A 7,852-nucleotide genomic window follows, 5' to 3' on the forward strand; every position below is an offset into this window, starting at 1 on the left:
CACTCCCCCATGCCCCACCTGCCCCACTACCGAGCCAAGCAGGTCTCCCGCCAGCGACGTCGCCATTACGAAATCGAGGGCCACTGCTACCCTGGGGTCACCTCTATTCTCTCGGCAACCAAGCCCTATGAAGATCGGCAGCGGCTGTGGAACTGGCAGGCTAGGGTCGGTCAGGCCCAAGCGCAGCAGATTACGACAAAGGCTTCGCGGGCGGGCACCCGGCTGCACAAGGCAATCAGCGCTCAGCTTCAAGCTCAGCCGTTTGAGCTACCCCAGGAACTGGAAGGCTTCTGGCAGTCTGTTGCTCCCCTATTGGAGAAAGTAGACGAAGCCTGGCTGGTGGAAGGTGCGGTCTGGCATCCGCTGGAATTTGCGGGCTATCCCGACGCGCTGATGCTGTACGAGCAGCAGCTCTACCTGTGCGACTGGAAGACGGCGCGGCGGCCCAAAAAGCTGGCGTGGATTGAGGACTATTGCCTACAGGTGGCGGCCTACTGCGAAGCGGTGAACTGGGTCTACCGCGATTGGGATGTGCGGGTGGAGCAGGCGATGATTGCGATCGCGCTCGAAGATAGCCCGGCTCAAACCTTTATCCTCGGTCCTGAAGACCTCAGTTACTACTGGCTCGCTTTTCAAAAACGACTGGAGCAGTTCTACTCGCAGCTGTAAAGATATCCTACGGATGTCTTTTTTACCCAGCGATACTGAATTCTTACTCTGAAGGTTTGATATACTCGCCTTAAACGACCTGAAGCAAGCGTTTTTGGGTTTTACAAGGAGATTTAAGATGGATTGGCTAATTACCCTGCTTATCACCTGGATTGTCATCACGATCAGCTTTGTTATTATCACCGTGCTGCCGCTGGGCGTCGAATCAGACAGCCTAGGCAAAACTGCAACAGCTGCTGCTGTCTTTGGTCTGCTTAATGGGCTAGCAGGCTGGTTCATCAACAGCCTGCTGCTGAATGTTCTGACACTAGGGCTAGGCTTTTTAATCGGGAATGCAATTTTGTTCGGCTTAACCGCGCTTTTGGTGAGAGGATTCAGACTTCGCTGGGGCATCATCAGCGCCCTGATCGGGGGTCTGGCGCTCGCGATTATCAACTCAATTTTATTTAAAGTTCTAGCTATTTCATAGCCTTTTTAGGTCGCTGGAGTCGATGATAAAAAATCAGAGTCAGCTTGAAATTCCGAACAATGAATGACCAGCTCTTGATAGCCTGATAGCGAACACTGTTCTCGCTTAAAGATTAGCTGGGGCAGCTCCGCAATCACAATTTCAGCGGTAGTGTAGACCAGACAGCCTTTGACCAGATGACCGCCGCGAGTTTCTCCCATTGGGCCTGACACGGCCAGATGCAGATGCAGCCCGTGGACTGATAGTGTGCCGCTGAGGGAGACAATTTCTGCCGGGCCTGGAAACCGTTCTGTTTGCTCCTGTCCGGCAAATCGCAGGGCAACCTGCTCTAAGCTGCCGACCGCCGTTAGAATACAGCCCGCCTGGAGCTGGCGGGCTTGGGCAAACTGCTGAAGCGCTTGTCTGAGCTCTGTCCCGGGCTTTAGACGTAGAGCGTGGGGCTGAAGGAAACGATTCATCTGAGATTAAGCGCAAACGACAGCAGCAGGTCTAGCGATCGGCTCCCTGGGCTAGGGTAGAGACGACGGCCGCAAGCTCTATCAGATCGACGGGTTTGGGGACATGGAGCTGAAAGCCCGCTAGCAAGGCTCGAGTACGGTCCTCTGGACGGGTGTAGGCCGTGAGCGCGACAGCGGGCGTTTGGCCGCCCTCATCCACGGTGAGCTGGCGGATTCTGCGAATCAGCGAATAGCCATCTTCGGTCGGCATACTGATGTCGCTCACCAGCACATGGGGGCGCTGTTCGGTAAAAAGGCTGAGCGCTTCGGTGACCGAAGCGGCGGCTCTTACCTCAGCGCCAAATTCCTCTAGCATCATTGTGTAGAGGGTCCGGGCATCTTCAGCATCTTCAACAATCAATACGCGAATATTGGCTAAGGAGAGATGAGCCTCAGGCGACTCTGCTACTTGCGCCCGGCTCAGCGGAGCGCCCGAATGTTCTAGCGTTTTAGATTCGTCAGCCGCTGTCTCTGTCTCAGCCGCAAGCGGTATTTTTAGCGTAAAAGTAGTTCCCTGCCCTAGTCCTGGGCTCTGGGCAGAGATCTCACCCCCGTGGAGTTCAACAATATGCTTAACAATGGCTAACCCCAACCCAAGCCCGTTTTGCGATCGCGTAGACGAGCCGTCTACCTGCCGGAAGCGCTCAAAAATATAGGGCAGGGCGTCGGGTTCAATGCCCTGGCCGCTGTCGCTGACCTGCAAAACCATATGCCCGTCCGCAATCTCGAGATCGACCTGAACCTGACCGTGCTCAGAGGTAAATTTAACCGCATTCGAGAGCAGATTCCACACCACCTGCTGGAGCCGATTGGGATCAACTGCTGTGAGGCCGCCGCGATCGCCGGACTGAAAGTTAATCTGAATATTTTTGGCCTCTGCCGCCGGTCTCACCGTTTCAATTGCCGCTTCGATCACCTTGCCCTGGTCGGATAGGGAGAGTTGCTGGATATTCAGCCGCAGCTTGCCGCGAACGATCCGAGACACATCTAAAATGTCTTCAATCAGCTGAGTCAGGGCCTCTGTATTGCGCTGAATAATTCCAATTGCGTGGCCCAGGGTCTGGGCGTTGGGCGACTTCGACTGTAGGAGCTGCACCCAGCCAGAAATAGCATTGAGCGGCGTGCGCAGCTCGTGGGAGAGGACGGCCAGAAATTCATCCTTAAATCGGCTGGCCTGCTCGGCCTGTTTCCGGGCGGCTTGGGCATCAGCAAAGAGCTGCTTGCGACGACTTTCTTCCTGTTTGCGCTCGGTGATATCGCGCCAGGTGACCACGAGCCCATCGCCGAGTTTAGAAGCGCGCACATCAATTGCGGCGAACTGCTGTGCAGCACTAGCCGTTTCCTGGCCATAGAGCATCACCTCGCGCGTTAGCGACTGCCCCGTCTCAACCACCCAGCAGCAGCCATCAAATAGCTCTGACTGTTTGGCAGCGGGCATCACTGAGCAGAGGGTCTGCCCCTCCTGTTGGACCTGGCTAATCGACAGATATTCGCAGGCGGCCTGATTGATATAGCGAATATTGAAGTCCTCAATCCGATTATCCCGATCGCGAACGGCTAGGCAGATGGCAAAGCAGTCGGTCATGGTCTCGACCGAAGTCCGAAATCGCTCTTCACTTTCGCGCAGCGACTGGACTGCCTGCTTCAGCTCCAGCCGCTCTTGCTTTTCCTTTAGCGCCCGCTGCACCGCCGGCACTAGCCGCTCCAGTCGCTGCTTGAGAATGTAGTCCGTTGCCCCCAGCTGCAGGGCCTCAATCGCCCGATCTTCTCCTAAAACACCCGAGACGAGGATGAAAGGAATATCGGGATAGCGCTGCTGACCCATCTCCATAGCCGTGAGGCCATCAAAGTTAGGCAGCGCATAGTCCGCCAGAACCAGGTCAATCGGCCGATGCGTTAAGGCTGCCAGAAAATCATCCTGAGTTTCAACGGTGACCAGGTCTATCTCTAGTTCGCTGTTTGCCAACGCGGTCGAGATCAGCTCGATATCGTTCGGGTCGTCCTCAAGCAGTAAAAACTGAAGCATAGCGATAAACGGATTAAAATACGGCGCGATCGCGCGTAGTTCCCTTTCCCAGTTTAGCGGCTGGACAAATTTCGAAATGATAGGCGTTAAACAACTTCTCAGTCAATATTCGTAGCCGTAGTCGCCGTCAGATTGCTACAGCAGCGCGGAAAATGACTTAGGTTGGGGCAGGCTGGGGCAGTGAAAAGTAGAACGTCGCACCCTGACCGACCTGGCCCTCGGCCCAAACTCGCCCGCCGTGACGCAGAATAGCGCGCTGCACATTGGCCAGACCGATTCCGGTGCCGCTATAGTCGCGGGAGCTGTGGGCCCGCTGAAACACGCCGAATAGCTTATCAGCTTGTTTGGGGTCGAACCCGACGCCGTTATCCTTGACAAAAAAGATGACCTCACTGTCGCCTTGACTGCTGCCAACGGTAATTTTAGCGTCTGACCGGGTGCAGGTGAACTTGACGGCGTTTTCCAGCAGATTTTGCCAAACCGTGCGCAGTAGCTCGCGATCGCATCGAACGGAAGGCAGCGGCTCGATCTGCCAGCTGATTTGACAGTCGGACGAAAGTGCCTCTGCCTGAGTCCGTAACGTTTTGACCAGCTGCATCATGTTGACCTCTTCAGCCTTCATCTCAACCCGGCCAGTGCGAGAAAAGTTGAGCAGCGCGTCGAGCATATCACTGGCCTGAACCGTGAGCTCAGAGACAACACTGAGATAGTGCTGCACCGTTTGATCGAGGTCTGTCCCTTGCAGCTGCTCGGCCAATAGCGACATAAAGCTGTTGATTTGGCGAATCGGCGATCGCAGATCGTGGGAAATCGAATAGGCGAACCCCTCCATCTCATTATTGGCTCGCTCTAGCTCGGCCGTTCGCTGCTGCACCCGGTCTTCCAAGGCTCTATTGATATCCCGGATCTGAGCTTCTGCCTGTTTACGGAGAGAGATATCTTCGACCAGGCCTTCCACAATCAGCTCGCTATCGACCTGGCTCAGCGTTTCACTCAGGCGCAGCCAGATCGAGCTGCCGTCCGCCCGGTGGAGCAAGATCTCGCGGGAAGCCCCCTGGTCAGCCACCCGCTCAATCGAGCTAATTTTGAGTTGAGCATCGACGAGCGCCTGAGCCGCGGCCAGCGAAGGCAGCTGTAGCATCCTTAAGAAAGCCGGGTTGACTTCGAGCAGGCGACCGTCTGGCTGCGCCCGAAAGATCCCCAAGTCGAGCTGACTCAGAAGCGCCTGAAGCCGACTTTCAAGCCGGGCGTTTTGCCGCCGCATCTGCGCTTTTTCCCAGGCAGATTGGGTGGCCTGGGGCAGGCGAGTGAAGTGCTGGGGCGACTTAATCACGTAGTCATCCAGTCCCTGCTTCATCCCGGCGACGGCAATCTCTTCCGTGCCGGTGTTAGTAAACATAATCACCGGGCAGTCAGGTCGTCTATCCTTAATGCTGCGCAGCACCTCGAGCCCGGTGGACCAGCCCAGCTGATAGTCCGTCACCACCAGGTCAAAGGGAAGCGCCTCTAGCGCCTGCGCAAACCCGTCAGGATGACCCACCTCGCTAATTTTGAGCTCTGGAAATTTGCGGCTGAGTTCCCGCTTCGCCAGCAGTCGATCGTCTGGATTATCGTCAATCAGCAGTAGCGATCGCGGGGCTGAAACATTCATGCGGGCTGAACCGAAGGATACTGATTGAGCTGTAGCCAATACTGATTGAGCGCTGAGATCGTCGCCGTCAGTGAATCAAAGGATACGGGCTTGACCAGATAAGAATTTGCGCCTATTTCATAGGCCCGATCGACGTCGGCATGTTCTCGCGAAGCCGTCAGCACGACCACGGGTATACGCCGTAGGCCGGTCTGGCCTCTTAACCATTCTAAGACCTCTAGCCCAGACCGGCGAGGCAGCTTTAAATCAAGCAGGATCAGCGACGGCAGCGGATAGGTTGCCCGATCGGCATATTGTCCCTGGCCCGTCAGATAGGCAATGGCCTCGTCTCCGTCTTCGACCATTGTCAGCGGAATAGACAGGTTCGCCTGACGAAAGGCCCGCTGAATCAGTAACACATCATTGCCATCGTCTTCGACTAGCAGAAGGCCAGCCCCATTACAATTTGTCATCTTGTTGGCAAAACAGGTTTGTGGCAAAAAGGCGACTCAAAGAATATCTGTGCTAGGCAAAGCCAGGACAGAGATGGCTATAGTCATAACCGCCTACGGTGGGTGGACTGTCATAGCCTAAAGATGAAAGCTCAGTGTCACCTTTGCGAGTATGGGCAAGGCTTAAGCGCGTTTACAGCCCAGTAGGCTGCCGATACTCCAGGGCGAGGACCTAATATCGTAATCCCGAAATTGCACTCATCTATTGCGTTTGGCTAAAACGCGCACCCTACGATCCAAGCACTCAAGTGAATCAATCTAGTTAGAATCTATCATCCCTAGAAATGCCGGATATTGTCAACGCTGCAAGATCAGGACCGCAAGATAGGCAAGCTTAGGGCAGATAGTTTGAGCCATCCGCTCCTATAAAATTTCGGCCTTGATCACAGATTCATCCTGAGGCCCCAGGGTCAGCTTCAGCGGTCGGCTGCGCTCATAGGCTTTGACGGCCTGCCGGTAGACGTCGTAGTCCGTCGGCAGCGTCACCGTTTCTCCTGCCTGGTTGAAGGTGATGGCATAGTCTACCGACTTAAGAATTTCCGGTCGGCTGGCCCGCTCATCTCCCCGGGCCTGGGCCTCTAGCTGATCGACCGTCGGCTCGGGCGGTAGGGCCGGCCACCACAGCCCCTTTTCGTCTGGCCCAGACGCCGCCGCCTCTGGCCGGACGCCGTTGACGCTGGTAACCGAGGCCGTTTCAAACTGCTCCAGACGGCGATCGCTAGGCCGGTCAGCGCTGACGCCGCCGGGCGTATATTCCACCTGCCAGGTGTAGGTCGTCGTAGCAGCGGCCTGATAGTCGGTAGTCCCATCGGGCGCAGCGGTCCCTGCGCTGTTCTCAGCTGTTTCTGAGGCTGCTGTGGGCTCAGGGTCGGGGGATGTCGGACTCCCCGTCGTGACTTCATTGCAGCTCGCCAGGCTGAGTAGCAGGGCCGCGATCGCGCTTCCACCCAGGCGACTGACTCCAGAAAAGCGTGAAGAGAGATAGTTCATTGGGATTATATGGATAGAATTTGTCCGAGCTTTATCATATTTTGCAGCTTGGCTTTAAGGTGGTCTTAACTTGGTTTTTACTTGGCCAAACCTGGCTTGTCGCTATAGTTGAGTTTTGGCCTGCGGCGGTGACCTATGACAACCGTATTTGACTTTTTAGCCAAAGGCGGCCCGGTGATGATTCCGATTTTGGCGGCCTCGGTGCTGACCTTTGCCTGTGCACTAGAGCGGGCTCAATTTTGGTCTCAGCTGCTGCGGCGGGAAGGCCAGATCGTCCATGACGTGCTGGAGAAGGCAACGCGGGATTTAGACGAGGCGGCGATGATTGCGGCGCGCGATCGCGACCTCCCGATCAGCCGCTTTTTGCTCGCCCCGCTCAGCCTCAAGCGCCCCAGCCCCGAATCCTTTCGCCTGGCCCTGGAAACCGCCGCCGAGCGAGAATTTGTCAAAATGCGCAAGGGCGACAAGCTGCTGGAAACCGTTGTCGCCGTCTCGCCGCTGCTGGGCCTGCTGGGCACAGTCACTGGCCTAATCGCTACCTTCAGCAGCTTGAACATCGGCGGCGGCGGCGGCACCGAAGAAGCCACCCGCGCCGCCGAGGGCATTGGCGAAGCGCTGATCACCACCGCCGCCGGCATGGTCGTCGCCATCGTCGCCCTGCATGACGTCGTTGCCCTGGCCGCCCAGCATCGTGTCGTTGCCCGCGCCGCCCGCCATCCGGTCGGCGCCCCAGCCGCCGTCGAGGCTATCATCGCCATCGCCGCCGCTCAGCAGGTCGAAACCCGCCTCGCCCAGCAACGTGTCGTCATCGGCGCCGCCCCGCAGGATGTCGTCGCCCACACCGCCGCTCATGCGCGCGGTGCCGGCCCAATCGATCAGGATGTCGTTGCCGTCGCCGCCGGTGGCGATCTCGACCGCACCGATGAAGAATTCCGACCCGAGTTGTATCAGGTCGTCGCCCGCGCCGCCGTGCAGCGTGTCCATGCCGTCGCCGCCCCGGAGCGTGTCGTTTCCGTTCGATCCGATCACCCAGTCGTTTCCAGCCCGCGCGAAATAGTC

Annotated in this window: 7 protein-coding genes and 2 pseudogenes; 3 read left to right on the forward strand and 6 right to left on the reverse strand. The window is 57.0% G+C overall.

Translation table 11 applies throughout. The features are described 5' to 3' along the window. The coding region (locus IQ241_RS24390) for a hypothetical protein (RefSeq protein ID WP_322743788.1) at window positions 1-669 on the forward strand (669 nt) is incomplete at its 5' end. A gap of 118 nt (window positions 670-787) precedes the next feature. Further along, window positions 788-1,138, forward strand: a complete 351-nt coding sequence (locus tag IQ241_RS24395) for a phage holin family protein (RefSeq protein ID WP_193912285.1) — start codon at window positions 788-790, stop codon at window positions 1,136-1,138. 5 nt (window positions 1,139-1,143) lie between these two features. On the opposite strand, the gene IQ241_RS24400 is transcribed toward IQ241_RS24395, so the two are convergent. From IQ241_RS24400 to IQ241_RS24420, 5 genes are all read right to left on the reverse strand, one after another. After that, window positions 1,144-1,596: a PPC domain-containing DNA-binding protein gene (locus IQ241_RS24400; protein ID WP_193912287.1), complete on the reverse strand. Its 453-nt coding sequence runs from the start codon at window positions 1,594-1,596 to the stop codon at window positions 1,144-1,146. A 31-nt stretch (window positions 1,597-1,627) separates the two neighbouring features. Beyond that, window positions 1,628-3,661, reverse strand: coding sequence for a hybrid sensor histidine kinase/response regulator (locus IQ241_RS24405; protein ID WP_193912289.1), 2,034 nt, complete (start codon window positions 3,659-3,661; stop codon window positions 1,628-1,630). A gap of 157 nt (window positions 3,662-3,818) precedes the next feature. Then, window positions 3,819-5,312 carry a sensor histidine kinase gene (locus IQ241_RS24410; protein WP_193912291.1) on the reverse strand — a complete coding sequence of 498 codons (1,494 nt, stop codon included), beginning with the start codon at window positions 5,310-5,312 and terminating at the stop codon, window positions 3,819-3,821. Then, entirely contained in the window at window positions 5,309-5,764 is a 456-nt protein-coding gene (locus tag IQ241_RS24415; protein WP_193912293.1) for a response regulator, read from the reverse strand. Before IQ241_RS24415 ends, IQ241_RS24410 begins: the two co-directional genes overlap by 4 nt. Before the next feature lie 402 nt (window positions 5,765-6,166). After that, window positions 6,167-6,793: a hypothetical protein gene (locus tag IQ241_RS24420; RefSeq protein ID WP_193912295.1), complete on the reverse strand. Its 627-nt coding sequence runs from the start codon at window positions 6,791-6,793 to the stop codon at window positions 6,167-6,169. 135 nt (window positions 6,794-6,928) lie between these two features. Here IQ241_RS24420 and IQ241_RS26860 point away from each other — a divergent pair. Then, a pseudogene (locus IQ241_RS26860) lies at window positions 6,929-7,453 on the forward strand (MotA/TolQ/ExbB proton channel family protein); the annotation flags it as partial. Here IQ241_RS26860 and IQ241_RS26865 read toward each other — a convergent pair. Next, window positions 7,454-7,822: pseudogene (locus IQ241_RS26865) on the reverse strand (calcium-binding protein); the annotation flags it as partial. Window positions 7,823-7,852 lie beyond the last annotated feature (30 nt).

This window comes from Vasconcelosia minhoensis LEGE 07310, assembly GCF_015207255.1.
Lineage (GTDB): Bacteria > Cyanobacteriota > Cyanobacteriia > Phormidesmidales > Phormidesmidaceae > Vasconcelosia > Vasconcelosia minhoensis.